The sequence below is a fragment of the Pseudomonas marginalis genome (assembly GCF_008692035.1).
Lineage (GTDB): Bacteria > Pseudomonadota > Gammaproteobacteria > Pseudomonadales > Pseudomonadaceae > Aquipseudomonas > Aquipseudomonas marginalis.
Map to the genome: position 1 here is coordinate 1618465 of NZ_VTFG01000002.1, position 25707 is coordinate 1644171.

Genomic DNA, 25707 nt, shown 5'->3' on the forward strand with positions numbered 1-25707 from the left:
CAGACTGGGCCGCTTATACCGGACGGCAGATCCAGTGCAAATAACGCCCAAGTCCGGCAAAGCTTGGGTGACGACGGTGAGCGAGCTCCATCTCTACAAGGTCCTTCAAGTCGGCGCGGGCCTGGAATTCCACCGGCATATAGTCGTGGAATACCCGCACGCCACTTTGGCTTTCGACCTGCCAAAGCCCTTCGAGTTGCGCCGCCAGCTCGCGCGGGTCGAGGGGCTGTTGCGGGGTCAGGCTCTGCTTTTCGCCGGCCATGTCATTCTTGCGCATCTTGCGGAAATGGCCTTTGAGCAGGTTGCGATAAATCAGCGCATCGCGGTTGTAGAACGCCAGCGACAGCCAGCCACCGGGCAGCGTCAGCTGATGCAGCACCGGCAGGATCCCGTGGGGTTCGGCCAGCCATTCCAGCACGGCGTGGCAAAGCACCAGGTCGTAGGGCTCGGTGAGCTGGCCGAGCAAGTCTTGCCACGGCGCGTGGATAAAGGTGGCGTCCTGCCCGGCCTCGGCGAAGCGTTGGCGCGCGCCCTCGAGCATCGGCTCGGCGGGTTCGGCCAGGGTCACCTGATGGCCGCGTTCGGCCAGCCACAGCGACATATGCCCCAGGCCCGCGCCGATATCCAGCACGCGTAACGGGCGCTCCGGCAGGGCCTCAGCCAGGTCGGCCTGGAGCACTGCCAGGCGAATCGCGCCTTTTGCACCGCCGTAGATTTTCTCGGCGAAGCGCGTGGCCAACTGGTCGAAATGCCGGTCACTCATGGGCAAACCGCCGCTCGCTGTCGGCCAGTTTGGCGCGCACCACCTCGTTCATGTCCAGGCCCAGCTCGCTGCACAGCAACAGCAGGTACAGCACGATATCGCCCACTTCCTGGCCGGCGTGGGCAAGTTTGTCGGCGGGTAACTGGCGGGACTGGTCTTCGCTGAGCCACTGGAAGATTTCCACCAGTTCGGCCATTTCCACGCTGGCGGCCATGGCCAGGTTCTTCGGGCTGTGGAATGGCTTCCAGTCGTTGGTATCGCGGATGCGGTGCAGGCGTTCGGTGAGGTGTTCGAGGTTCATGGGGGGCTCCTGAATGGGTATAGCTTCAGGGGGATGGAGAGTGAAGGCAAGTGAATAGCGGTGGTGCGACGATTCGACTTGCCGCTGATGAGGCCCTAATCCACCACGCTGAATTCGAGCCGGGCGGTCTGGCCGGCTTCGTCGAGGACGCTGAGTTGGTAGCGGCCCAAGCGCTCGAAACTGGCATTGATGCTGTCCTGGTTGGCGCTGTCGCCCAGGGGGGCGCCGTTGAGAAACCACCAGCGCCGGCCGCTGCCGCCCAGGGCGGAAAGCTTGAGGCGCAGGGTTTGCTGGCTGGCGGCGGGCAGGCGCAGTTGGTCGCCTTCGCGCACGCCGACAATCGACAGCGGCGAAGACGCCGCCAGCGCCGGTGGCGGGCAATCGGGGTCGGCGGCGGGAATCCGCGCTTCACGGCGCTCGATCCTGGGCAACCATGGCTCCAGGGGCGCGGGCCACAAGGCGATATTTTTAGACACCGCGCCAGGGCAATGGGCATCCACCCTCAAGCCCTTGGCGTTGACCCAGACGCTTTCCATCAAGCCCACGCTCAACGGCTGATCCAGCGCCTGCAAGGTCGGCGGCGTGGTGTTGTCCAGGGTCCAGGCAAAGCGCTGGCGGCGGCAATTCGGATCGCTGCGGTTCATGGGCTGGCCCAGCGGCCAACAAATCGCCGCCACGCCGACATTGGTCGGCACCGCCACCACCTGCGCGCTGATGCCGCGCTGGCTGTCGCGATTGGTCAGCACGTCATGCACCTGCAACATCAGCGGCGCCGCCGAGGCCAAACCGAACTGCCCCGGCACCGGCGTGCCGTCCGGGCGACCGATCCACACACCGATCAAATAGCGCGGCCCCACGCCAATCGCCCAGGCATCGCGAAAACCGTAGCTGGTCCCGGTTTTCCAGGCCAGGACCGGGCGCTGCACCAGCTCGGCACGCGGGTCGCGATCAGGCCGCGCCTGGCCACTGAGGATGCGCCGAACAATCCAGGCGGACCCTGGCGACAGCAAGGGCCGTTCTCTCAGCGTATCGTCCGGCTGCAATCGAAGGGTGGCGCTCCTGCCGTTGCGGGCGAAGGCGCTGTAGCCGCTGACCAGATCCTCCAGGCGGCTGCCCGCGCCGCCGAGGATCAGCGCCAGGTTGGGCTCGGCCAACGCCGGCAGGGCCAATGGCACGCCGCCGATGCGCATCTGCGCGGCAAACCGCTTGGGCCCGTACGCTTCCAGCAACTGCACCGCCGGCAGGTTCAGCGAACTGGACAGCGCCGTGCTCGCCGGCACTGCGCCGGTAAAGCCCATGGAAAAGTTGCCCGGGCGATAATCACCATAACGCCGGGGCACATCCTGCAGCAGCGATTCGGAGTGAATCAGGCCCTCGTCCAGGGCCATGCCATACAGGAACGGCTTCAAGGTAGAGCCCGGCGAACGCAGCGCGCTGATCATGTCCACATGGCCAAAGCGCTTAGCGTCGTTGATGTCCACTGACCCCAGGTAAGCGCGCACGGCCATGTTTTCTTCTTCCACCACCAGGATCGCGGCCGAGGTGTATTCCGGCAACCGCGCACGCCAGCCCAGCAACAGGTCTTCAAGACGGCGCTGCAGGGCGGCATCCAGCGTGGTGCGAATCAGCGGCGGGCTGTCCGGACGGTTAAGGCGGCGGGCAAGCAGCGGCGCCAGGCTCGGCTCCAGGCGCGGGGCGAGCAGCAACGGCTCCTCCAGCGCTTCGTCGACGGCGGCTTGTGGCCACACCTGGAACTCGGCGAGGCGGCGCAGTACTTTGTCGCGGGCCTCCTGGGCGCGCTGCGGGTGGCGATCCGGGCGCAGGCGGCTCGGCGCCTGGGGCAATACCGCGAGCAAAGCGGCTTCGGCGTGGGTCAGTTGCGCCGGGGATTTACCCAGGTACGCCCAACTGGCGGCCGCCACGCCCTGCAACGTGCCGCCGAACGGTGCGCGGTTCAGGTACAGGTTGAGAATCTGTTCCTTGGACAGGTGCCACTCCAACTGCGCCGTGCGCCACAGTTGCCGCAACTTGCCGTGGAAGGTCCGCGAGTGAGGATCCAGCAGACGCGCCACCTGCATCGACAACGTACTGCCACCCGACACCACCCGCGCGCCCGTCAGGTTCTGCCACATCGCCCGCACCAGCGCCAACGGGTTAACACCGGGATGCTGATAAAACCAGCGGTCTTCGTAGGTGAGCAGTGCATCGAGGTAATACGGCGACACTTCGCTGGTTTGCACCGGATAACGCCACACGCCGTTGGCATCGGCAAACCGCCATAACGGCGTGCCATCCTCGGCCAGCACCACCCGCGCCAGGTCGTCCCTGGGCAACGGCAACGGCCAGATACGATCGGCCAGCCACAGCAGGGCAATCATCAAGACCAGGCTCGCCAGGGTCCAGCGGACAAGTAAACGCAAATTCAAGCGGGCAAACCTCTATGCTTGTAGGGAACTAGCCTGTTGCAATAACAACCAAAGGCACAGATACGCCCACCTTCTTATCAGGACACACATATGCAGGTAGAAAGCTTTTTCGAATGGTTGGGCCAGGCGCTCGGTTCCGTCATCCGCTTTATCGTCGACGGGCTCAGCGGATTGTTCGGAGCCTTGACCCACGCCGGCGGCAACTTTGTCGAAGGCCTGTCACGCACATTGGGCATGGACACCTCGATCATCAGCATCCTCACCCTGATCGTCGGCCTGCTGTTTCTGTACTCAGCCGTACGCGCCTTCATGCGCGCTTCGATTATCTTCGGGGTGATCTGGCTGATACTTGGCCTGTGGCTGCTCAGTTGGGTCGTGCACTAAACCCAAGAACACCCAGCCACTGTAGGAGCGAGCTTGCTCGCGAAGGACGTCAACGATAACGCTGACATCCTGAATAAACGCGGTGCCCTTGCGTTCTTCGCGGGCAAGCCCGCTCCTACAGTGATCAACCGTCAAATTTCAGCGTCCCTTGATCACCAGGTCCGCCGGCGTCTCCCCCACTGCCTGCCAGTTCGGCCGGTACATCGACTCCACCTGCGGCGGCGGCACGCGGTAAGTGCCCGGTGTCACGGCACGGGCCAGGTACAGCAAGTGCGTGGTGCCATCGCCGTCAAGGTTGATGGCCGCCACGTAACGGTCATCACGAAACTCCTGATGCTTGAGCGCCGCGTTCTGCATCGACCCGCGCCATTCCTTCACCTGGCTGCTGGCGTTTTCCAGGCTGGCGGCACTTTGGGCCAGGTTCTGGTTTTCCAGCTCCAGGCCCGCCGGCAATAGGTCGACCACCAAGGCATCCGGCACGCGCTGCCTGGCGCTCACCGCCAGGTGCACCAGCACCAGGTCGCCGCTATTGAGGTTGCGCAGGTTCAGCGGTTGGCCATTCATGCCCAGGTATTCCCGGCGGATGCTCAGGTTGTCGCCACCCGGTGCCGGTGGCACCTGGGGATAACCCGAGATCGTCAGTTGCTGGTAGACCGGCACATCGCCCTGATTGGTCAGGTTCAGATCGCCAGAAAGCAGCTTGCCTTCCAGGTCCAGCGTCGACTGTTGATTGTTCAGCTCATGTTCCCCACCGCTGCCATTGAGCAGGACCTTCCAGGCCGACTCGGGCTGGGCAAACCCCAGGCGCCCGGCCAGGAACAGCGAGTTGCGCTCCTGGGTCGACAGGTACGGGCTGGCCGCCAATTGGTCCGACAGGCTAAACAAACGCTCCTCACGCTTGCCCTTGGCCAAGTCGTTTTCTTCCAGCAACGCCAGGATCATCGCCTGATCGCGCAGCGGGCTGCCGTAGTCACCCAGCCATTCCTTGGCGCTGCGTTGCGCCGCCAGGCCGGCCAGCAAGGCTTGATCCGCACGGGGCTGGTCACCCATCTTCTGTAATGCGATGGACAACTGCACCAACGGCAACCCGGAACGCGCGTCGCTGCGCCGCTCGAAGATACTGCGCAATGCGCCCAACGGCGCCTGCTGACTGCGCGCCAGTACCATGCCGGCGTAGGCCTGCACGGCAAAGCGCGTGTGGTCGGCGTTGTCGCTGTAGTCGACTTCGATCAGGTTACGCTCCTGCACATAACGCAGCAGGCGCTCGCTGGCTTTCTTCAGCGCTTCGGGCGGTACCGCAAAGCCCTGGTCACGGGCACGCAACAGGAAGTCGGTGACATAAGCCGTCAGCCAATATTCCTCTTCGCCATCGGCGCCCCACAAACCGAAGCTGCCGTTATAGCGCTGCATGCCCAGCAGGCGCTCGATGCCCAGCTCGATCTTGCGTTTGCGCTCAGCATCCGGCTCGCCCTTGATGCTCAAGCGTTTGAGCAGCGCGTCGTCGGCGTACAGCGACGGGTACAGACCACTGGCGGTCTGCTCCAGGCACCCATAAGGATAGGCCTTGAGCGCCGAGATCTGCGCGCCCAGGTTCAGCGGCGGCCGGCTTGACAGGCTCAGCAGCGCCTCACGCCCAGAAGCATCGAATTGATCCAATGCGCCGGCGGGCAGGCTCCACGGCTCGCCCTTGAGCACCGCGCGGTAATGCTTGAGCAACGCCGGGTAGGCCGGGCGCACACCCAGGGTCCATTCGCGGCTGAACGGCGGCAGGTTCTCACCGGGCAGGTCCAGGCCATTGACCGTGACCTTCACCTTGCCTTGACCCAAGCCACCCCAGGCTTTCACCGGGATACGCAGGGTAGTGCGCTGGCCTTGCTTGAGCTCGACGGCTTGAGCGCCCGTGTTGACCAGCTCCAACTGCCCTTCGGCACTCAGTTGCACATCCAGTTTCTGCGCCTTGCCCGACAGGTTGGACAGGTCCAGGGCCAACGTCGTCTGGTCACCGCCGGCGAGGAAGCGCGGGGCCGACAGCTCGGCGATCAGCGGCGCGGCGATCACGGTCTTGCCTTCGGCCATGCCGTAGCGGTCGTCGCTCCAGGCCTGGGCCATCAGGCGCAGTTCGCCGTTGAAGTCGGGGATGTTGACGCTGACTTCACCCTCGCCCTGCTCATTCAAGGTCACCGGCGCGCTTTGCAGGGCGACGATGGTCACACTGGTGTCCGGACGCTTGCCGCCCTTGGCCAGCGCGGCGTCGCCGCCAAAGGCCAGGCTGGCCAGGCGGCCCTGCCCGGCTTCGATCAACTGGCCGTAGATATCGAACTGGTCCACGCCATAGGCCTTGCGGCCGAACAGGCTGGAGTACGGGTCCGGCGTCGGGTATTCGGTGATATTGAGGATGCCCACGTCCACCGCCGCCACCAGCACGTGCACCTGTTTCGGCACGCTGCCATCGGCGTTTTTGGCGGCGATGTTCACCGTCAGCGGTTGTTTGGGGCGCATTTTTTCCGGCGCGGTCAGGGTCACGCCAAGCTTGCGCTGGGTGCGATCCAGCGGCAGATGCAGCAGGCCTACCGCGCGCTTGGGGGTGATATTGGCTTTGCGCTCGCCGGGACGAACCACCAGGGCGCTGACGTACAGGTCATGGCGCGACCATTTCGGATCAAGCTTCACGGCAAAGCTTTTGCCTTCGGCCGGCACGTCGATTTCCTGCCACCACAGCGGCCCTTCGGCGGACTCCACCAGCAGGTAGCCTTTACCGGCAGCCGGCGGCGTGACCGTGACGTTGGCGGTATCGCCGTCGCCATAGGCGGGTTTATCCAGCGCCAGCTTGACCTGATCGGGCCGTACGGCGCCGCCTTCGGTGTTGTCCTGGGCCTGGTAGCCGGCCCAGAAGCGCAGGCTGCTGACCAGGCCGGTCTGCGGGTCTTCGACCTCGACGCGGTACGGCCCCCACTCCACCTGGAAGCTGACCTTGGCGGTATCGCCGGCCTTGATGTTCAGGGTCTGTTCGTCGAGGTTGAGGAATTTTTCGTTGTAGTGATAGCTCCAGCCATCGCTGTCGGAGTAGTTCCAGTAGTAGTCACGGCGCTCGCGTACCAGGCGGACCTTGAGGTCTTGCGCGGCGAGTTTCTGCCCGTCCTGGTTGGCCAGCAGCACTTCGAATTCCGCCGGGCCGTCGCCATTGGTTTCCTTGCCGTCAAACAGGCCACGCAGGCCCGGCAGTTGCTCGGCGGGCCAGATCGGCTGCACCAGGCGCCGGGTGATCGGCCGCCCGCCCGACTCGTGCAGGCTGGCCTGCACGATCAGTTGCAGGGGGGATTTGGCCTCGGCCCATTTGCTTTCCAGGGTCAGTTCTTCCTGGCCCTTGGCGTCGAGCACGCTTTCGTCCAGCTCGAAGTCCTGGCTCAGTTCCTCTTCGGTGACGGATCCGAATTGATAGCCCGGCAGCGACTTGACCGCTTCGCGCAACGGTCGCACATAGACTTGCCCGCTGACGCGGTTGCCCGACGCCGGCGAACCATAGAGGTAGCGACCGTTGACCTTGATCACCGGGTTATCCGCCGGGCTCAATGCCGTGTCGCTGCCCTTGAGTTCCAGCGCCAGGCGCTCGGGCAGGAAGTCTTCGACGAGGAATTCATACAGCTGCGGCTTGCCATCACCCAGGTCGAACACCAACTGCCAGCGCCCGGTCGGCGCTTCGCCGGCCAGCTGCAGTTGATATTGATAGAGGCCAGAGGCATCGGCATCCCAGACGAACTTGCGGCTCACCTGTTCATCCGGGCGACGCACTTCGACGCTCACCGGCTGCGGCTTGACCGCGTTGCCGTCCTTGTCCCGCAGCAGGGCGTTGAGCAGCACGGTTTCGCCGGGGCGATACAGGTCGCGCGGGCCGAACACAAAGAACTGCAACGGATGGGAAGGTTGGCCGCCGATATCGAACTCGGCCAGATCCAGCGCGGCACTGTCCAGGCGCAGCAGACTGGTCTGCTCGCCCTGCTTGGCCAGCAGCACCTGGGCCTTTTTCGGCAACGGCAACTCAGCGTGGCCGCCCTTTTCGGTCTTGCCCTGGCCCAGCACACGGCCGTCGGCATCGAGCACTTCAAGGTCGACGCCATCCAACGCCTTGCCACCTTCCAGCGCCTGGGTAAACACATCCAGGCGATTGGCGTAGCGGTGCACCGACAGGCCGATATCGCTCAAGGTAAACAGCGTGGCCGGTTGCGAATAGTTGTAGGTGCCCGAAGCGCGCATCACCGCCAGGTACACGCCCGGTTGCTGCAATTGCTTGAGGCCGGCGATCGGCAGCAGCAGGGTTTCACGGGTATTGCGCGCCGGGTTCAGGTCGAAACGGCCGCCGTAGACCAGGTCGGCCAGCGGCAGCAGTTCGCGGGATTCATAACTTTGCAGGCTGGTATTGCGCCCCCACTGCGCCAGGAACGACGGCAGGGATTCGGGTTTGATACGGAAGAATTCAACGTCGATCTTGTCGACGTTCAATGCGATCACCGGCAGGCCTTCGGCCAGGCGCGTCGGCAACAATGTGCCACGGCTGGCGAAGCCGACGGTGGCTTGCAGGTCACGGGTTTCCAGGCGCGCGATGTACTCGGCGGCGAGCGTGTTGGCGTTGACCGCCTTCACCCCGGCATCCACCGTCAGCACCAGTTTGCGCTGGGGTTCCAGGTGACGCAGGCGCAGCTCCATGAGGTTATCGGACAGCTCCCAGGCGCCATCGACCTTGCCGGACTTGCTGTCGACCAGATGGAGTTTGTCGGCAAACTTCTGCTCCGGATCCAACGGAATGGAAAAACTCACCGACAAGGTGCTGGCGCCGTCCAACTGCACCTCGGATACGTCCACCACACTCAACTCACGCCCGGCATAACGCTGCTTGAGCGCCGCCACATCCACCGCGGCCTTGGCCGGTTTCGGCGCCGTCGCCACGGTGGGCGCAGGCGGTGCTGCCGGTTTATCGGAAGAATCGCAGGCGCTCAGCAGGGCCAGCGCGCAGGCCAGGAACAATCCTTTGTTAAGCATGGGGCACTCGTAGTCAGAGGGAACCGAGGGGTGAACTATATATCAGCGCCGGCCAAGCCGATGTGGCGCTGGTCACATTGACCGACGGAGGGTGAGTTGGTTCTCAACGGTCTCAAGTCCCAGCCAAATCCCACAGGCATAGGGCTCCATTCCACATTGGCCCTGTTGCGCTGCCAATGGACGGTTACAATGCCGCTCCCCCAAGGAGCCTGCATGTCCACCTTACTGACCGACTGGCGCGACCGCCCTACCCATCGCCGCGTATGGGCTTTGGCCGCGCCGATGATTCTTTCGAACATCTCCGTGCCGATGGTGGCACTGGTCGACAGCATGGTCATCGGCCACCTGCCCCACGCTCACCAGCTGGGCGCCGTGGCCGTCGGTGCCAGCTTGTATACCTTCCTCGCCTGGGCCATGGGTTTTCTGCGCATGGGTTCCACCGGTTTCGCCGCCCAGGCCGCCGGGCGCAAGGATGGTGCGGCACTGCGACAGATCCTGCTGCAAGGTTTGCTGCTGGCGCTGGGGTTGGCGATGTTGCTGGGGACCGTCGGCATTCCGCTGAGCCATCTGGCCCTGGAATGGATGCAACCGTCCCCCGAACTCAACCAATTGACCCGCGAGTTCTTCCACACCCGCCTGTTCGGCCTGCCCGCCGCCCTGGCCAGCTACGCGCTGGTGGGTTGGTTTCTCGGCACGCAAAACGCCCGGGCGCCATTGGCAATCCTGTTGACCACCAACCTGGTGAACATCGCCCTGAACCTGTGGTTCGTATTGGGCCTGGACTGGGGCGTGGTCGGCTCGGCCCGCGCATCGGTGATCGCCGAATGGACCGGCGCCCTCCTCGGCCTGGCCCTCACGCAAAAAGCCCTGCGCGCCTACCCCGGGCATATCGCCTGGGCTGCGTTGAAACGGTGGCAAAGCTGGCGCCCGTTGCTGGCGGTGAACCGCGACATCTTTATCCGCAGCCTGGCGCTGCAGTCGGTGTTTTTCATGATCACGGTACAAGGCGCACGCCTGGGCGATGCCACCGTGGCGGCCAACGCGCTGTTGCTCAACGGCCTGCTGCTGACCGCTCATGCGCTGGACGGCTTGGCCCACGCCGTCGAGGCGCTGTGCGGACACGCCATTGGCGCCCGTGACCGCCCGGCCCTGCGCCGTTCGCTGGTGGTTGCCGGCGGTTGGTCGCTGATCGCCAGTCTGGGGTTTGCCCTGCTGTTCACCCTCGCCGGCCACCTGTTTATTGCCATGCAGACCGATATCCCCAGCGTGCGCGAAACCGCCGATCTCTACCTGCCGTACCTGGCGGTACTGCCGTTGATTGCGGTGTGGAGTTATCTGTTGGATGGGTTGTTTATCGGCGCTACGCGCGCCAAGGAAATGCGCAATGGCATGTTGCTGACGGTGCTGATGGTGTTGCCCTTTGCCTGGGCACTGCAAGGCCTGGGCAACCACGGGCTGTGGATGACATTCCTGCTGTTCATGGCCTTGCGCAGCCTGACCCTGGGGGTCATTGCCTGGCGGCTCAAGCAGCGGGGGGAGTGGTTCGGTGCCCGTGCCGACTGAACCTACCTGTTAGTTCTGACAGGTTACAGACCGACATTCCGGGCGTTGAATGGCCATGGGTAAAACCCATCCCATAGATTCAAGGAGAGTCGGATATGAACATCACGAAAGCACTGTGGATCGCTACGGCTTGCACACTGGCGAGCATCGCGGGATGCAGCAATGGGCAAGGGCCGAACACTACCGAGGACAGACTGCGAGTTACAAACAGTAGCCAGTCCAATCTGACACTCATCCAGGGAACCGAGCGACACGCCCTCGCTCCAGGTGCAAATATTGAACTGCCCTTTAACAGCCAAAATGTCACGGTGGCGCCCACCACCACCGGTGCCGACAAACTTGACCGGGTTGTCTTTCAGTTCAACCCAGGCCAATGCTCGGTCAAGCTCTGCCTGGTCACGTACTGAACCACCCACCGATACGACGCGCGGGTATCCCCGCGCATCGTTCAACCCAGCATCAGGACGACAGGTAGGACGAACGCGTCAGGCCCAGACGCAAGGCGTCGAGGAACTGCGTACGCTCACTGGCACTGATCTTCGCGCTGGCGCACTTGTCACGGTAGTGAGTCATCAACTCCTCCGGCGACAAGTGCACATAGCGCAGCATGTCTTCGATGGTGTCGTGGGTCTCGATGCCGGCGCTGTACACCGAACCGTCTTCGCGCTGGTAGATGTTCACCGAGTCGGTGTCACCGAACAGGTTGTGCATGTCGCCAAGGATTTCCTGGTAGGCGCCGACCAGGAAGATGCCCAGCAGGTAGTCTTCGCCTTCATTCAAGGCGTGCACCGGCAGGCTGGTCTCGATGCTCTGCTCGTCGACGTACTGCTTGATCTTGCCGTCGGAGTCGCAGGTCAGGTCTTGCAGCACGGCGCGGCGCAGCGGCTCTTCGTCGAGACGGTGCAGCGGCAGGATCGGCAGTACCTGGCCGATGGCCCAGGTGTCCGGCAGGCTCTGGAACACCGAGAAGTTGCAGATGTACTTGTCGGCCAGCTTGTCGTTGAGTTCGTCCAGCACCTGGCGATGCGAGCGCTGGCGGGCTTTCAACGAGTTGTGCAGGCGGCGGCACACGGCGAAGTAGCACTGTTCGGCCAGGGCTTTCTCGGCCAGGGTCAGTTTGCCGTCGGCATACTGGGTGGCCACATCGCTCATGTAGTGAGTGGCGCGCCAGTAGGTTTCGGTGACCATTTCGATATCGGTCGGGCCGAGCAGGTCCACCAGCCATTGCACGGTCTCGGGCAGGCTTTCCTTGTTTTCGATGACCGGGATTTCGTCGTTATGCTTCTCGACGTCGGTGACCTGCACCACCAGCATGGCGTGGTGGGCGGTCAGGGAGCGGCCGCTTTCGGAGAAGATATTCGGGTGCGGCAGGCTCTGGGCGTCGCAGAATTCCTTGAGCATGCCCACGACCACACCGGCGTAGTCGTCCATGTCGTAGTTGATCGAGCTGGCGTTACGCGAGTGGGTACCGTCGTAGTCCACGCCCAGGCCGCCGCCCACGTCGATGTGGTCCACCGGCAGGCCGAGGTTGCGCAGTTCGCCGTAGTAACGAATGGCTTCCTTGAACCCATGCTGGTAGTCGGCCAGGTTGGCGATCTGCGAACCCATGTGGAAGTGCAGCAGGCGGATGCCCTGGTCCAGGCCCGCCGCGCGGAAGCGCTCGACCACCGACAGCAGCTGCGCCGCCGACAACCCGAACTTGGACTTCTCGCCACCGGTGTCCGCCCACTTGCTTGACGCCAGGGACGACAGGCGCACGCGCAGGCCCACCTGTGGCTTGACCTTGAGGCTGGCGGCCTCTTCGATCACCAGTTCAACCTCGGATTCTTTCTCGATCACGATAAATACGTTGTGGCCGAGCTTCTGGCCCATCAGTGCCAGGCGGATGAACTCGCGGTCCTTGTAACCGTTGCAGACGATGGTGCCGCCCTTCGGCGCCAGGGCCAGCACGGCCAGCAGCTCAGGCTTGGAGCCGGCTTCGAGGCCGATGGAAACGTTCTGGGTGGCGATGATGTTCTCGATCACCGCCTCCTGCTGGTTCACCTTGATCGGGTACAGCGCGGTGTACTTGCTCTGGTACTCCAGGCGCTCGATGTTGGCATCGAAAGCGCCGGTCAGCTGGCGTACACGGTCTTGCAGGATGTCGGGAAAACGCACCAGCAGCGGCAGGGAAAGGCCGCTCTTGCGCAGCTCGTCCACTTGCTCGTAGAGGTCGACGGGTGTGCTGTTCGGGCCGTTCGGACGGACTTCAACGCGACCGGCATCATTGATCGCGAAATACCCGGCCCCCCAATGGCGAATCCCGTAAACACTGCGGCTGTCCGCAACTGTCCATTGGCTGCCATCGTCTTTGCGTGTGCGTCGTACGGACATCGAAGTCCCCTATAAATGAAGGCGAAGGCGCCGCCTCGCGTTCGAGGCTGGCGCAGTCTAAAGAATGAAAATGACGATTTGCCTGTAAGCAAGGTAGACCCCACTCGCAGGACAGAGTTTAGACACAGGTTGGGAAGAGGCTCTCAGCCGCCGGACTTCTTGGCCTTGTAACCCAGCCTGATCAGCTCGGCCAACAGCAGTTCGACGTGATCGCCCTGGATCTCGATGACACCGTCTTTCAACGCGCCACCGGTGCCACAGCGCTTTTTCAGCGTGGTGGCCAGTGCCTTGAGCGGCTCTTCGGCCAACGGCACGCCGGTGATGGTGGTCACCGTCTTGCCGCCACGGCCTTTGCTTTCGCGGCGCACGCGGGCAATACCGTCGCCTTCGGGGATCAGGGTCTGTTTGCAGGTACACGAATCCACGGGCTGACGACAGTCCGGGCAGTGTCGACCTGCGTCGGTGGAAAATACCAGGCCGCCGAGGGCGGCGAAGGATGCGGCTTTTTTGGCCACCGGCAATCCTCTCGGGAGGACAAAGACTGATCGGCCTCCGCTAAGGGACGACCGACCGCGAAGCCCCACTCAGGCAGGGGCAGCGCTACCGACCCGCCAAGGCGGTTCGGGTGAAAAGTCGCGCAGTGTAACGGCAAAAAGCCCACTTGCTAAGAGCCAAATGGCGCCAATTTATGCAGCTTTAGCGACGTGAGGCCAGATAGCGCCGCAAGCCCTCCTGGGCGTCCGGGCAGTAAGGCTTGTGCTCGGCTTCCTGCAGGACCGTTTCCACGGGCAAAAAGCGCGCTTCCATGACTTCTTCAGGCTGCAGGCGCAATGGCCCATCCCAGGTCGCCGAGTAGGATTTGCACCAGAGCCGGCTGTTGCCATCCTCAAAGTAGAAATGGTCATGCTCGGTCAGTTCCACCCCGCCGACACCCAGTTCCTCTTCCAGCTCGCGGGCCGCCGATAACGCGTAGGACTCGCCCGCCGCGACCATCCCGCCCGCCGCCGTATCCCAGAAACCCGGGTACAGGGCCTTGCTCAGGGTGCGCCGATGCACGCACAGCTCACCCTTGGAATTGAACAGGAAGATAAAGGTGCAACGGCCGATCAGGCCGCGCTGGCGCAAATCGGACCTGACGAGGTGGCCGAGCAGGTTGTCCCGCTCGTCGACCCAGCAGATCAGTTCGGCATCAGAGGCCGCACGGTGCGCGGCCTCGTTTTGAGCTGTGTCCATCATCAACCCTGGTTGAGCAGTTGACGCAAATCGATCACCGCCGCGTTGGCCCGGGAAATGTAGTTGGCCATGACCAGCGAATGGTTAGCCAACACGCCGAAACCGCTGCCGTTGAGGATCATCGGGCTCCAGACCGGCTCTTGCGAAGCCTCCAGCTCACGAATGATCTGGCGCACGCTGACGGTGGCGTTTTTCTTGGCCAGCACGTCGGCAAAGTCGACTTCGATGGCACGCAACAGGTGGGACAGCGCCCAGGCCTGGCCACGGGCCTCGTAGAACACGTTATCGATCTGCATCCATGGGGTTTCCACCACTTCTTCGTCGACCTGCGGCACTTCACCTGGCGCCAGGGCCTCGGTTTTCAGTGCGGTGTTCAATTTGACCCGACCCACGCTGGCCGACAGGCGTTGCGACAGCGAGCCCAGGCGGGTCGCCACATCGCCCAGCCAGTTGTTCAGGTTGTCGGCACGGGCATAGAACAAGGCGCCACGCTGGTTCGGGTCGGACAGGCGCGCTTCATAGCGGTTCAGGGAGTTGATGCCTTCCTGGTACTCCGACTCACTGGACGGCAGCACCCAGCTCTTGTTGTCGAAGTTGAAACGCGGCTCGGCCTTGGCCAGATCGGCGTCTTCGGCCGACTGCGACTGGGAGCGGGCGAAGTCTTTACGCAAGGCGCGGGTCAGGTCGCGCACCTGCACCAGCACGCCGTATTCCCAGCTGGGCATGTTGTCCATCCACAGGCCCGGCGGGAAACGGTCGTTGGAAATATAGCCACCGGGCTTGTTCAGCAACGTGCCGACTACGGTCTTGAGGGTTTCGACGGTGGTATAGCCCACCACCATCTGCTTGCCTTCCTTCTCGGCGGCAAGCTGCGCATTCTGCTGGACCGGGAACAGCGCCGGCTCTTCGCTCCAGTACCAGCCCAGGGCGCCGGTGACCAACAGATACAGGCCGAGCACGCTGAGCACGGCTCGGCTCATCAGCAGGGTACGAAAATAGCTGCGGTTGGCCGACTTGGGCTCAGGGGCAGGGCCTTTGGCACTGCCCGCACGGTTTTTCCAGTCCAGCATGGCGATATCCTTTCAATCACTTGAGTTCATGCACTTGAATTGAGGGCGTGCGTTCAAACACTCCGACCACAACCCTACCCCATCGTGCCCGCCCATGCGGGGCTTTTCACCAAACGTGCATACGGCAGGCATTCGACTATAAAGGATGCACGCTTTTTAAGCTGCGCGACCGTCAGGTCACCAACTGAATATCAGGGACACGCAGTTAATTGACATATGACACTCATCCCATTGGAAAGAGGTGCTAGCATAGAGCCATCAGTTCGACCTCAGCATGCACCCTCACTAGTAGTCAGGATATGACCGAGCCAGAAGACCCCAGCCGTGAGCGTCTCAAGCAGCATTTTGCCCAGCGGGTAATTCATCAGGCACGTCAAATTCTTGAGATCTGGCAGCGCCTGCAACGCAGCGAATGGTCAGGCGCCGACCTCTCCGAACTCAGCGAGGCCAACCTGCGCCTGCAGCGCTTTGCCGAGCGCTTCGAACAACCCGAACACGGCCAACTCGCCCGGCACATCGGCGAATCGCTCAAGGCCGTCGACGAAAACCGCGGGCGCCTGAGCAGCCACCTGATCACCGAACTCAACCGCTTGATGCAGCGCCTGTCCCGCACCGGCCTGCGCCAGGGCGACCAGCTGGAACAAACCTTCCTGCCGCCGATGCGCAAGCCGATCTACGTGATGCTGGCCGATCACGACCGCGCCGAGCGCCTGGCCAAGCAGCTGGAATTCTTTGGCATGAGCGCCCAATCCCTGGACAGCGTCGCGGCGTTTCGCGCGTCCCTGGCCGAGCGCCTGCCGTCGGCGATCGTGATGGACGTGGATTTCTGCGGCACCGGCCTGGGCCTCAAGCTCGCCGCCGAAGCCCAGGAAGGCCTGGAGCATAAGCTGCCGCTGTTGTTTTTCAGCCTGCACGAAACCGACACCCCCACTCGCCTCGCCGCCGTGCGCGCCGGCGGCCAGGAATTCCTCACCGGCACGCTGGAAGCCTCCAGCCTGCTGGAAAAGATCGAAGTGCTGACCTGCGTCGCCCAGTACGAACCGTACAAAGTGCTGATCATCGATGACTCGCGGGCCCAGGCGCTGCACACCGAGCGTCTGCTCAACAGTGCCGGCATCGTCACCCGTACCTTGATCGAACCGATCCAGGCCATGGCCGAACTGGCAGACTTCCAGCCCGACCTGATCATCCTCGACATGTACATGCCGGCCTGTACCGGCACCGAACTGGCCAAGGTCATTCGCCACAATGACCGTTACGTCAGTGTGCCGATCATCTACCTGTCGGCCGAAGACGACCTGGACAAGCAGCTGGACGCCATGAGCGAAGGCGGCGACGACTTCCTCACCAAACCGATCAAGCCGCGCCACCTGATCACCACGGTGCGCAACCGCGCCGCCCGTGCGCGCAACCTCAAGGCGCGGATGGTGCGCGACAGCCTGACCGGGTTGTACAACCACACCCATATCCTGCAATTGCTTGAAGACTGCAGTTTCCGCGCGCGCCGCGAGAACAAACCGTTGAGCTTTGCCATGCTCGACATCGATCACTTCAAGCGGGTCAATGACAGCCATGGCCACCCCATGGGCGACCGCGTGATCAAGAGCCTGGCGCTGTTTCTCAAGCAACGCCTGCGCAAGACCGATTACATCGGCCGCTACGGCGGTGAAGAATTCGCCATCGTGATGCCCGACACCGACCTGGACTCGGCCTGCAAGGTACTGGATGAAATTCGTGGGCGCTTTGCCGAGATTCACTACCCGGCGCAGCCGCAGGATTTGTGGTGCACCTTCAGCGCCGGGGTGGTGGAGCTGTGTGACGGCTCCGACAGCCTGATGATGGCCGCCCAGGCCGACGAGGCGCTGTACCGCGCCAAGGACGCCGGGCGTAACCGCGTGCAAGCGGCACGCACGTCAAAGCAAAGTGCCACCTTTTCACCAGAATCCACTGATTCCGTCATAACCCTGTAATGAAAACGCAATAACTTCAGGCACTTACCTTTTGCTGTCGGTTGATACCCCGCATGCGCCTGAAGCTGCTGACCAATCTCAATACCCTCCTGCTGGTGGCCGTGTGCCTGGCACTTGGAGCGACGCTGTGGTGGTCGCAACGAGCGCTGGAACGGCCTTATTTGCTGATGGAACGCTACCTCGGTCTGTCACAGGCCTTCCAGAACCAGGCCGCGCGCAATATCGACGACTACCTGGGCAGCGGTGATGCATTGCGCTTGAGCAGCGCCAGCCAGAGCCTGGAAAGCCTGTTGCAGCACCTGGATGAACTGCCCGCCGACCTCGCACAGAACCTGCGCCCCAGCCTTGTGGACCTGGACACCTTCAGCAAGACCGACCTGCTGGCGGCCGGAAAGTTGGCCGGCGACCCGCAAGCCTTGTTGCTGCAAGCCGAGCGGGAGCTGGGCGCCAACCTGGAGCAGTTGAGCCAATACGCCATGGGCGTCAACAGCGCCGAAGCCGCGCGCTACCTGCCACCGCTGCTGGCGGCCTCACTGCACCTGGACAAGCTGTCCCTGGCCCGCGACAAACTGGTGAGCAGCGGCCGCGCGGAACTGGCGGACGATGTGGAACGCGAAGTCGGCAATATGCGCAGCCAGGCCGACCTGCTGGAGCAACTGCCATTACTCGGGGTAAAGGCCAGCGCAGAATCCAACACCGATGACTTTTCGGCCTTGATGGGCCTGGAAAACAGCGCAAAAGCCGAAGCCCAGGACACCGGCGTCGACCTCAAGCGCGAACTCAACGGCCTGCTGGCCCGCTACCCCGCCGAACTCCAGCGCACCCGCACGCAGATCCAGCAGCGTGCCGACCTGGCCGCCGCCACCCACTTGAAAATCGCCGCCGTTCAGCAGGCCATCGCCGGCCTGGAGCCGGTGGTGCGTGCGCAACACGGCAAGATCCAGGGCGAAGTGCGCCTGATGCAAGGCGTGATGATCGGCCTGATTCTGCTGATCGCCCTGCTGATCGACACCCTGCAGCGGCGCCTGGCGCGGGTGCTGACCAACCTGGCCCCGGCCTTGTCGATCTGGGGCGAGGGCAACTTCAGCCAACCGATCACCTTGGGCAAGACCAACCGCGAACTGCGCGACATCGAAGCGTCCCTCAACCGTTTACGCGCCTACCTGGTGGATCTGGTGGGTACCATCCGTGGCAATGCCGAAGAAGTGGCCGGCAGCAGCCGCGCCCTGGCCGAGCTGAGCAGTGGCCTGCACGACGGCGCCGAACGCCAGGCCGGGGATACTGCGCAGATTCGTGATTCCCTGGGCGAACTGGAAGCCACCATCCAGCAAGTCGCCGGTGATGCCAGCCAGGCGGCCGGCGCCAGTCGCAGCGCGGGCCAGGCGGTCGAGCAAGGCCAGCGCGTGATCGGCCTGAGCCTGACCGGCCTGCACGCGCTGGTGGGTGAAGTGCAGCAAAATGCGCAGATGATCGAGAAACTTGCCGAGGAGTCCGCCACCATTGGCGGCGTATTGACCGTGATTCGCTCGATTGCCGACCAGACCAACCTGCTGGCGCTCAACGCCGCCATCGAAGCCGCACGCGCCGGTGAAGCCGGACGCGGTTTTGCCGTGGTCGCCGACGAAGTGCGCACCCTGGCCCAACGCACCGCTGGCGCCACCGCCGAAATCCAGGGCCTGATCACCGGCCTGCAAACCGCTGCGCACCAATCGGTGCAGGGCATGCGCGCCCAGGTTGAACACGCCGAGGCTACCGCCCAGCAAGCCCAGGCGGCGGATGGCGCGCTGGATGAAATCGTCGGCGCGATCCAGACCATTTCCGACACCGCCGTGCGGATTGCCGATGTAACGGCGCAGCAAAGTGGCGCCGTGAGTGAGATTCGCGACAACAGCGAGCGGATTCATCAGTTGGGTGAGGATAATTTGCTGCGCATCGGCCAGGGCCGCAGCCAGGGTGAGCATTTGCTGGTGCTGGGTGGGCAGCTCAATACGGCTGTGCAGGCGTTCCGTGTCTGACCCGCCCCATGAAGATCCAAAATCAAATGAAGATCAAAATGTGGGAGGGGGCTTGCCCCCGATAGCGGTGGATCAGTTACAGATGTCGATACTGACACACTGCAATCGGGAGCAAGCCCCCTCCCACATTTGATCTCCACAGTATTCAAGGGCGTATTACCAATGACCGGATCCCAGCCACCAGTCACAAATTTTGCGCAATCCTCGCTAATCGTGCCGCCTACTGCATAGAACTGGACAGTCACAAAGGCTTTGCGGCATAGTCGCCGGGTTCTGCCTTGCCCACATCAATAACAAGGAACAGCCGATGGCGACCTTACTGGTTCTTCACGGACCCAACCTGAACCTGCTCGGCACCCGTGAACCGGACGTCTACGGGGCAGTGACCCTCGATCAGATCAACCTTGACCTGGAACGACGGGCACGTGAAGCCGGCCACCATTTGCTCTACCTGCAAAGCAATGCCGAGTATGAATTGATTGATCGCATCCATGCTGCCCGTGGCGAAGGCGTGGACTTTATCCTGATCAATCCCGCCGCTTTTACGCACACAAGTGTTGCATTACGTGACGCGCTGCTGGCGGTGAGCATCCCATTCATCGAAGTGCATTTATCGAACGTGCACAAACGCGAACCTTTCCGCCATCACTCCTACTTCTCCGACGTTGCGGTAGGAGTGATCTGCGGCCTTGGCGCCAGCGGTTACCGACTGGCCCTGGAGGCCGCCCTGGAACAGCTTGAAGAACAGGCCAAGCGCCCCTGACCGACCCTTGGGAGTTGATGATTCATGGATATCCGTAAAGTTAAGAAACTGATCGAACTGCTGGAAGAATCCGGTATCGACGAGCTGGAAATCAAGGAAGGCGAAGAGTCCGTACGGATCAGCCGCCACAGCAAGACCCCGGCCCAACAGTTCTACGCACCACAGATGCAGGCACCGGCACCAGCTGCTGCTCCGGCCGCCGCGCCTGCTGCCGCCGCCGCACCTGCCGCACCGGCAGCCCCTGCGCTGAACGGTTTCGTGGTCAAGTCGCCAATGGTCGGTACGTTCTACCGCACCCCGGCACCGACCTCGCCAGCCTTCGTTGAAGTGGGCAAGACCGTGAAAGTGGGCGACACCATCTGCATCGTTGAAGCGATGAAGATGATGAACCACATCACGGCCGAAAAAGCCGGCGTCATCGAATCCATCCTGGTAGAAAACGGTCAGCCGGTTGAGTACGACCAGCCGCTGTTCACCATCGTTTGAACCGCGGAGCGCCTTCGATGTTGAAACCTGCGAAGAAACTGCAAAAAGTCCTGATCGCCAACCGCGGCGAGATCGCGCTGCGTATCCTGCGCGCCTGTAAGGAAGAGGGCATCAAGACCGTCGCTGTTTACTCGACGGCCGATACCGAATTGATGCACGTGAAACTGGCGGACGAGAGCATCTGCATCGGCCCGCCACTGGCCACGAACTCGTACCTGAAAGTCTCGAACATCATCGCCGCCGCTGAAGTGACCGGCGCTGATGGCATCCACCCGGGCTACGGCTTCCTCGCGGAAAACGCCGATTTCGCCGAACAGGTGGAAAAATCCGGGTTTGCCTTCATCGGCCCGAAAGCCGAAACCATTCGCCTGATGGGCGACAAGGTCTCGGCCAAGGACGCCATGATCGCGGCCGGCGTGCCAACCGTTCCGGGCTCCGACGGCCCACTGCCTGAAGACGAGGAAACCGCACTGCGCATTGGTCGCGAAGTCGGCTACCCGGTGATCATCAAGGCCGCCGGTGGCGGTGGTGGTCGCGGCATGCGCGTGGTGCACAAGGAAGAAGAACTGATCGAAGCGGCCAAGCAGACTCGCTCCGAAGCGGCTGCCTGGTTCGGCAACCCGATGGTCTACCTGGAGAAGTACCTGACCAACCCACGTCACGTGGAAGTGCAGGTACTGTCCGACGGCCAGGGCCACGCCATCCACCTGGGCGACCGCGATTGCTCGCTGCAACGTCGTCACCAGAAGGTGTTGGAAGAAGCCCCGGCACCGGGCCTGGATGAAAAAGCGCGTCAGGAAGTCCTGGCTCGCTGCGTCAAGGCGTGCATCGACATCAACTACCGTGGCGCCGGTACCTTTGAGTTCCTCTACGAGAACGGCCGTTTCTACTTCATCGAGATGAACACTCGTGTGCAGGTAGAGCACCCGGTGTCGGAGATGGTCACCGGTATCGACATCGTCAAGGAGATGCTCAGCATCGCCGCCGGCAACGTGCTGTCCTTCACCCAGGACGACGTGAAGATCCACGGTCACTCCCTGGAGTGCCGGATCAACGCCGAAGACCCGAAGACCTTTATCCCAAGCCCTGGCCTGGTCAAGCATTTCCACGCGCCCGGCGGCAACGGCGTACGTGTGGATTCGCACCTGTACAGCGGTTACAAGGTTCCGTCCAACTACGACTCGCTGATCGGCAAGCTGATCACCTGGGGCGCGACCCGCGACGAGGCCATGGCCCGTATGCGCAATGCCCTGGACGAAATCGTGGTCGACGGCATCAAGACCAACATCCCGCTGCACCGGGACCTGGTTCGCGATGAAGGCTTCTGCGAGGGTGGTGTGAACATTCACTACCTGGAACACAAGCTGGCCAACCAGTAAGTGCTCCACCCAACAAAGCCGCCTTCGGGCGGCTTTGTTGTTTGTGGGCCCTCTACTTTTTTGAAGATGTACACCGTCAAAATGTGGGAGGGGGCTTGCCCCCGATGGCGGTGGATCAGTTACAGATGCTGAGACTGACACACTGCAATCGGGGGCAAGCCCCCTCCCACATTTGACCGGCGTGCAGTCAGTAGTGTCGTCTTCTGCCCGCCGCTCGCGTAAACTTGCGCGCTTTCGCAGCCTACCCCGCTGCACACTCATTTTTTTCAAAGGTGCCCGCCATGCCTTGGCTGCAAGTCCGTCTCGCCATCAGCCCAGAACAAGCCGAAACCTACGAAGACGCGTTCCTCGAAGTGGGCGCCGTCTCGGTGACCTTCATGGACGCCGAAGACCAGCCGATCTTCGAACCCGAGCTGAATACCACCCCGCTGTGGTCCCACACCCATCTGCTGGCCCTGTTCGAAGACGGCACCGACGCCGCCGCCGTACTGGCCCATATGGAATTGCTCACCGGCAGCCCGTTGCCCGAGCATCACAGCGAAATCATCGAAGACCAGGACTGGGAACGCAGCTGGATGGACAACTTCCAGCCGATGCGCTTCGGCCAGCGCCTGTGGATCGTGCCGAGCTGGCATGCCGCCCCGGAGCCGAACGCGGTCAACCTGCTGCTGGATCCGGGCCTGGCATTCGGCACCGGCACCCACCCCACCACCGCGTTGTGCCTGGAGTGGCTGGACGGCCAGGACCTGACGGACAGCCACGTGCTGGATTTCGGCTGCGGCTCGGGGATCCTGGCGATTGCCGCCCTGTTGCTGGGCGCCAAGGAAGCCGTGGGCACCGACATCGACGTGCAGGCCCTGGAAGCGTCCCGGGATAACGCCGGGCGCAACAACATTCCTGAAGGCAAATTCCCGCTCTACCTGCCGCAGGATTTGCCCCAGGTGCAGGCCGACGTGCTGGTCGCCAATATCCTCGCCGGCCCGCTGGTGTCCCTGGCGCCGCAACTGTCGAGCCTGGTCAAGCCGGGCGGGCGCCTGGCGCTGTCGGGCATCCTCGCCGAGCAGGGCGAAGATGTCGCCGCCGCCTACGCCAAGGATTTCGAGTTGGATCCGATCGCTAACCGTGATGGCTGGGTACGCATCAGCGGACGTCGGCGCTAGAATGAGCGCTTGCCTGAATCGGATGGCCGCATGACCGACAGTTTCGTCACCCAGTGCCCGCATTGCCAAACCCGCTTTCGCGTCAACCACGCCCAATTGAGCGTGGCTCGCGGCGTGGTTCGCTGCGGCTCGTGCCTGCAAGTCTTCAACGCTGCCCGCCAGCTGCTGGAGCAGCGCGCCCAGGCGCCTGCGCCGGAGCAGCCGACCACGATCGAGCCCGTGCGCGAAGCCGCGCCTGAGCCACAGCGGGCAATCAGCCAGAAGCAATGGAGCGCCGAAGAGCTGGACCTGGACAACCTGGACCTGGACCAGGAACTGGCCAAGCTGGAACGCCGCGAGATTCAGCACACACTGCCCGTGGGCGCGGAACGCCGCCAGCCCGGTGCCGACCGTCGGCAGAAAGAAGACGCCCTCAGCGCCAGCCGCGAAACCGTCAAGGCCGAAGAAGAAAAATGGGCCGCCAGCCTGTTCAGCGAACCGCCTGAAGAACGCGCCTCCGCCGCCGAAGACGAACCTGAACCGACCAAAGCCACTGCGACCCGGCAGCGCACCGAGCCCTCCATGTCGTTGCACCTCGACGATGAGCCCGCGCTGCGCTCAACCCCGGAAGATGAACACATCGACCCTCCGTTCACGCCCCTGACAGCGGCAGCGGATGAAGCGGAGCCCGAAGAGCGCGCGCAACCCCGTCGCAAGCGCCCACGCCCCGAGGCCGGCGTCCATGACGACCTGCTCCAGGACCTGGAAGACGACCCTCTGCACCTGTACGCGCAAAAACGCCCGCAGGGCCTGGGCCGTCGCCTGATCTGGATGCTGCTGGTACTGATCGCCGCCGCCGGCCTGGCCGCGCAGTACATTGCCTATCAGTTCGACGATCTGGCCCGCCAGGACGCTTACCGCCCGTGGTTCCAGCAACTGTGCCCGACACTGGGCTGCACGGTGCCGTCGCGGGTCGATATCGCCCATATCAAGAGCAGTAACCTGGTGGTACGCAGCCACCCGGAGTTCGCCGGGGCGCTGGTGGTGGATGCGATCATCTATAACCGCGCGACGTTCTCCCAGCCCTTTCCGCTGCTGGAACTGCGTTTCGCCGACCTCAACGGCAACCTGATTGCCAGTCGTCGCTTCAAGCCCGCCGAATACCTGAGCGGCGAATTGGCCGGGGTGAGCGAAATGCCATCACAGACCCCGATCCATATCTCCCTGGATATCCTCGATCCGGGCAATAAAGCCGTGAATTACAGCCTGAGCTTCCACTCGCCCGAGTGAATCGGCCTACACACCGTCGCTTGACGGTGGAGTATTGACTGGGCCCCGCCCATCCAAACCGGCGGCGATAAAGAAATAACTGTTCAGATTTTATCCAATTCAGCCTTTATCCAGTCATCGAGAGCGGGTATCATGCCAACCCTTTTTCGAACTCTAATGATCCGGCCCCACAACAGGGAAGTCCTATGTCGGCGGTACGCATCGGCCCATATACATTGCAGAATGGCTTGATTCTCGCCCCGATGGCGGGCGTCACCGACCAGCCCTTTCGTCAGCTGTGCAAGCGTTTGGGCGCGGGTCTAGTAGTCTCGGAAATGGTCACCAGCGACATGAGCTTGTGGAACACCCGCAAATCGCGGATGCGCATGATCCACGAAGGTGATCCCGAGCCCCGCTCGGTCCAGATCGCCGGCGGTGATGCGCAGATGCTGGCGGATGCAGCCCGGGCCAACGTGGAGTTGGGCGCACAGATCATCGATATCAACATGGGCTGCCCGGCCAAGAAGGTCTGCAACAAGGCCGCCGGTTCCGCGCTGTTGAAAGATGAGCAGTTGGTTGCCGAGATCCTGCAGGCCGTTGTTGCCGCAGTGGATGTGCCGGTGACCCTGAAGATTCGTACCGGTTGGGACCGGGACAACAAGAACGGCCTGACGGTGGCGAAGATCGCCGAACAGGCAGGCATTACAGCGCTGGCGGTGCATGGTCGCACCCGCGCCGACCTTTACACCGGTGAAGCCGAGTACGACACCATCGCCGCGATCAAGCAGGCGGTGTCGATGCCGGTATTTGCCAATGGCGACATCGACTCGGCCGAAAAAGCCCGGCGCGTGCTGCACGCCACCGGTGCCGATGGTGTGTTGATTGGCCGGGCCGCCCAGGGGCGGCCGTGGATTTTTCGTGAGGTCGAGCATTTCCTGCGTACGGGTGAAGTCCTGCCGGCGCCGGAACTGGTCGAGGTGGAACGTATTCTGCTAGAGCATCTGGCTGCACTTCACACCTTCTATGGAGAGGTGATGGGCGTGCGTATTGCTCGCAAGCATGTGGGTTGGTATCTCGCAACCCTGCCAGGCGCCAGGGAGTTTCGCGCCGGGTTCAATCGTTTGGATGAAACGCAAGCACAGGTCACCGCCGTTCGTGAGTTTTTTGCCGAACGAGACAAGAGCCTGAGAGCAGGGGACGGAGAATGGGTGGCCGCATGACGATGATGACCGAGACTTTAGTGAGTGGAACAACACCCGTGAGCGACAACGTCAATTTGAAACAGCACCTCAACACGCCGAGCGAAGAAGGCCAGACCCTTCGCGGGAGTGTCGAGAAGGCGCTGCATAATTATTTCGCCCACCTTGAGGGCGCTTCCGTCACGGACGTGTACAACCTGGTGCTCTCCGAAGTCGAGGCGCCCCTGCTCGAAAGCGTGATGAACTACGTCAAGGGCAACCAGACCAAAGCCAGTGAGCTGCTGGGCCTCAACCGTGGCACCTTGCGCAAAAAGCTCAAGCAATACGATTTGCTGTAAGC

Annotated in this window: 20 protein-coding genes; 12 read left to right on the plus strand and 8 right to left on the minus strand. The window is 62.8% G+C overall.

What is annotated here, in order from left to right; all coding sequences use genetic code 11:
- Positions 1 to 13: 13 nt before the first annotated feature.
- From FX984_RS27760 to pbpC, 3 genes are all read right to left on the minus strand, one after another.
- Positions 14 to 763 carry a methyltransferase gene (locus FX984_RS27760; protein ID WP_027607984.1) on the minus strand — a complete coding sequence of 250 codons (750 nt, stop codon included), beginning with the start codon at positions 761 to 763 and terminating at the stop codon, positions 14 to 16.
- Positions 756 to 1064: a MazG-like family protein gene (locus FX984_RS27765; protein ID WP_027607985.1), complete on the minus strand. Its 309-nt coding sequence runs from the start codon at positions 1062 to 1064 to the stop codon at positions 756 to 758. Before FX984_RS27765 ends, FX984_RS27760 begins: the two co-directional genes overlap by 8 nt.
- A gap of 95 nt (positions 1065 to 1159) precedes the next feature.
- Positions 1160 to 3490 carry a peptidoglycan glycosyltransferase PbpC gene (gene pbpC / locus FX984_RS27770; protein WP_146478261.1) on the minus strand — a complete coding sequence of 777 codons (2331 nt, stop codon included), beginning with the start codon at positions 3488 to 3490 and terminating at the stop codon, positions 1160 to 1162.
- A 90-nt stretch (positions 3491 to 3580) separates the two neighbouring features.
- On the opposite strand from pbpC, the gene FX984_RS27775 reads away from it, so the two are divergent.
- Positions 3581 to 3874: a hypothetical protein gene (locus FX984_RS27775; RefSeq protein ID WP_027607987.1), complete on the plus strand. Its 294-nt coding sequence runs from the start codon at positions 3581 to 3583 to the stop codon at positions 3872 to 3874.
- A gap of 138 nt (positions 3875 to 4012) precedes the next feature.
- Here the strand turns inward: FX984_RS27775 and FX984_RS27780 are convergent, their stop codons facing one another.
- A complete protein-coding gene (locus tag FX984_RS27780) occupies positions 4013 to 8908 on the minus strand; it encodes an alpha-2-macroglobulin (RefSeq protein WP_146478264.1) in 4896 nt (1631 codons plus the stop codon).
- 213 nt (positions 8909 to 9121) lie between these two features.
- Between FX984_RS27780 and FX984_RS27785 the strand changes: the two genes are divergently transcribed.
- Positions 9122 to 10471 (plus strand): MATE family efflux transporter, encoded by a 1350-nt coding sequence (locus FX984_RS27785; RefSeq protein ID WP_027607989.1) that lies wholly within the window; start codon positions 9122 to 9124, stop codon positions 10469 to 10471.
- A gap of 95 nt (positions 10472 to 10566) precedes the next feature.
- The gene (locus FX984_RS27790; protein WP_027607990.1) at positions 10567 to 10878 is read left to right on the plus strand and encodes a hypothetical protein; all 312 of its coding nucleotides are present in this window, start codon (positions 10567 to 10569) and stop codon (positions 10876 to 10878) included.
- A 52-nt stretch (positions 10879 to 10930) separates the two neighbouring features.
- Here the strand turns inward: FX984_RS27790 and speA are convergent, their stop codons facing one another.
- From speA to FX984_RS27810, 4 genes are all read right to left on the minus strand, one after another.
- Positions 10931 to 12844, minus strand: a complete 1914-nt coding sequence (gene speA, locus FX984_RS27795; RefSeq protein WP_027607991.1) for an arginine decarboxylase — start codon at positions 12842 to 12844, stop codon at positions 10931 to 10933.
- Between the two features lie 143 nt (positions 12845 to 12987).
- The gene (locus tag FX984_RS27800; protein ID WP_027607992.1) at positions 12988 to 13359 is read right to left on the minus strand and encodes a translation initiation factor Sui1; all 372 of its coding nucleotides are present in this window, start codon (positions 13357 to 13359) and stop codon (positions 12988 to 12990) included.
- 181 nt (positions 13360 to 13540) lie between these two features.
- Positions 13541 to 14077: an NUDIX hydrolase gene (locus FX984_RS27805; RefSeq protein ID WP_027607993.1), complete on the minus strand. Its 537-nt coding sequence runs from the start codon at positions 14075 to 14077 to the stop codon at positions 13541 to 13543.
- 2 nt (positions 14078 to 14079) lie between these two features.
- The gene (locus tag FX984_RS27810; protein WP_370671257.1) at positions 14080 to 15057 is read right to left on the minus strand and encodes a DUF2333 family protein; all 978 of its coding nucleotides are present in this window, start codon (positions 15055 to 15057) and stop codon (positions 14080 to 14082) included.
- Positions 15058 to 15446: 389 nt separating this feature from the next.
- On the opposite strand from FX984_RS27810, the gene FX984_RS27815 reads away from it, so the two are divergent.
- From FX984_RS27815 to fis, 9 genes are all read left to right on the plus strand, one after another.
- Positions 15447 to 17117, plus strand: a complete 1671-nt coding sequence (locus tag FX984_RS27815) for a response regulator (RefSeq protein ID WP_027607995.1) — start codon at positions 15447 to 15449, stop codon at positions 17115 to 17117.
- Between the two features lie 53 nt (positions 17118 to 17170).
- A complete protein-coding gene (locus FX984_RS27820; protein ID WP_027607996.1) occupies positions 17171 to 19132 on the plus strand; it encodes a methyl-accepting chemotaxis protein in 1962 nt (653 codons plus the stop codon).
- Between the two features lie 307 nt (positions 19133 to 19439).
- Positions 19440 to 19895: a type II 3-dehydroquinate dehydratase gene (gene aroQ / locus FX984_RS27825; RefSeq protein WP_146478267.1), complete on the plus strand. Its 456-nt coding sequence runs from the start codon at positions 19440 to 19442 to the stop codon at positions 19893 to 19895.
- A gap of 24 nt (positions 19896 to 19919) precedes the next feature.
- Complete coding sequence (accB, locus tag FX984_RS27830) at positions 19920 to 20381, plus strand: acetyl-CoA carboxylase biotin carboxyl carrier protein (RefSeq protein ID WP_027607997.1); 462 nt, start codon at positions 19920 to 19922, stop codon at positions 20379 to 20381.
- 17 nt (positions 20382 to 20398) lie between these two features.
- Positions 20399 to 21760: an acetyl-CoA carboxylase biotin carboxylase subunit gene (gene accC / locus FX984_RS27835; protein ID WP_027607998.1), complete on the plus strand. Its 1362-nt coding sequence runs from the start codon at positions 20399 to 20401 to the stop codon at positions 21758 to 21760.
- A gap of 281 nt (positions 21761 to 22041) precedes the next feature.
- A complete protein-coding gene (gene prmA / locus FX984_RS27840) occupies positions 22042 to 22920 on the plus strand; it encodes a 50S ribosomal protein L11 methyltransferase (RefSeq protein ID WP_027607758.1) in 879 nt (292 codons plus the stop codon).
- Positions 22921 to 22950: 30 nt separating this feature from the next.
- Positions 22951 to 24189, plus strand: a complete 1239-nt coding sequence (locus tag FX984_RS27845) for a DUF3426 domain-containing protein (RefSeq protein WP_027607757.1) — start codon at positions 22951 to 22953, stop codon at positions 24187 to 24189.
- 185 nt (positions 24190 to 24374) lie between these two features.
- Complete coding sequence (gene dusB / locus FX984_RS27855; protein ID WP_027607756.1) at positions 24375 to 25388, plus strand: tRNA dihydrouridine synthase DusB; 1014 nt, start codon at positions 24375 to 24377, stop codon at positions 25386 to 25388.
- Positions 25385 to 25705, plus strand: coding sequence for a DNA-binding transcriptional regulator Fis (fis, locus tag FX984_RS27860; protein ID WP_002555375.1), 321 nt, complete (start codon positions 25385 to 25387; stop codon positions 25703 to 25705). The genes dusB and fis overlap by 4 nt, the downstream gene beginning before the upstream one ends.
- Positions 25706 to 25707 lie beyond the last annotated feature (2 nt).